Below are 436 nucleotides of genomic sequence, written 5' to 3'. Positions count from 1 at the left end.
GGGTGTACACCCTGGACGCGGCCGACGGCGTGCTCTGCTGCGGGGTCCGGGGCGGCGGCGTCCAGCTGCGCTCCGCGGTCACCGGCGCCGAGTTGTGGCGGGCCGACGACGCCCAGCAGGACTACGAGAACCCGCAGTCCGGGCCCGCCCTGGTGGCCGGTTCGGCCTACTACTACGGCGGCGGCCGGCTGCGCTGCGTGGACCCGCGCGGCTCCGGCCTGCGCTGGTCGGTCCCGGTCGGCGAGGACGTGCCGTCCCGCCCGGTCGAGCGGGCCGGGGTGCTCTACGTGACGGCCGGGACCAGGGTGTACGCGCTGGACGCGGCGAGCGGTGCCGAGCGCTGGCGGTTCGAGGCCCCGGTGGTGCTGTTCACCCCGCCGGCGCTGGACGCGGACGCGGTCTACGTGGCCGACTACCTGGGCACCGTGTACGCGCT

Annotated in this window: 1 protein-coding gene; it reads left to right on the top strand. The window is 76.6% G+C overall.

Annotation, left to right across the window (positions count from 1 at the left end; all coding sequences use genetic code 11):
* Positions 1 to 436, top strand: a 436-nt coding sequence (locus BI06_RS22285) for a PQQ-binding-like beta-propeller repeat protein (protein WP_158516451.1), incomplete at both ends; no start/stop codon positions are given.

Source organism: Kitasatospora sp. MBT66, assembly GCF_000710405.2.
GTDB lineage: Bacteria > Actinomycetota > Actinomycetes > Streptomycetales > Streptomycetaceae > Kitasatospora > Kitasatospora purpeofusca.
Note: the sequence above shows the minus strand (reverse complement) of the source record. Positions and strands in the feature narration are given on the sequence as shown.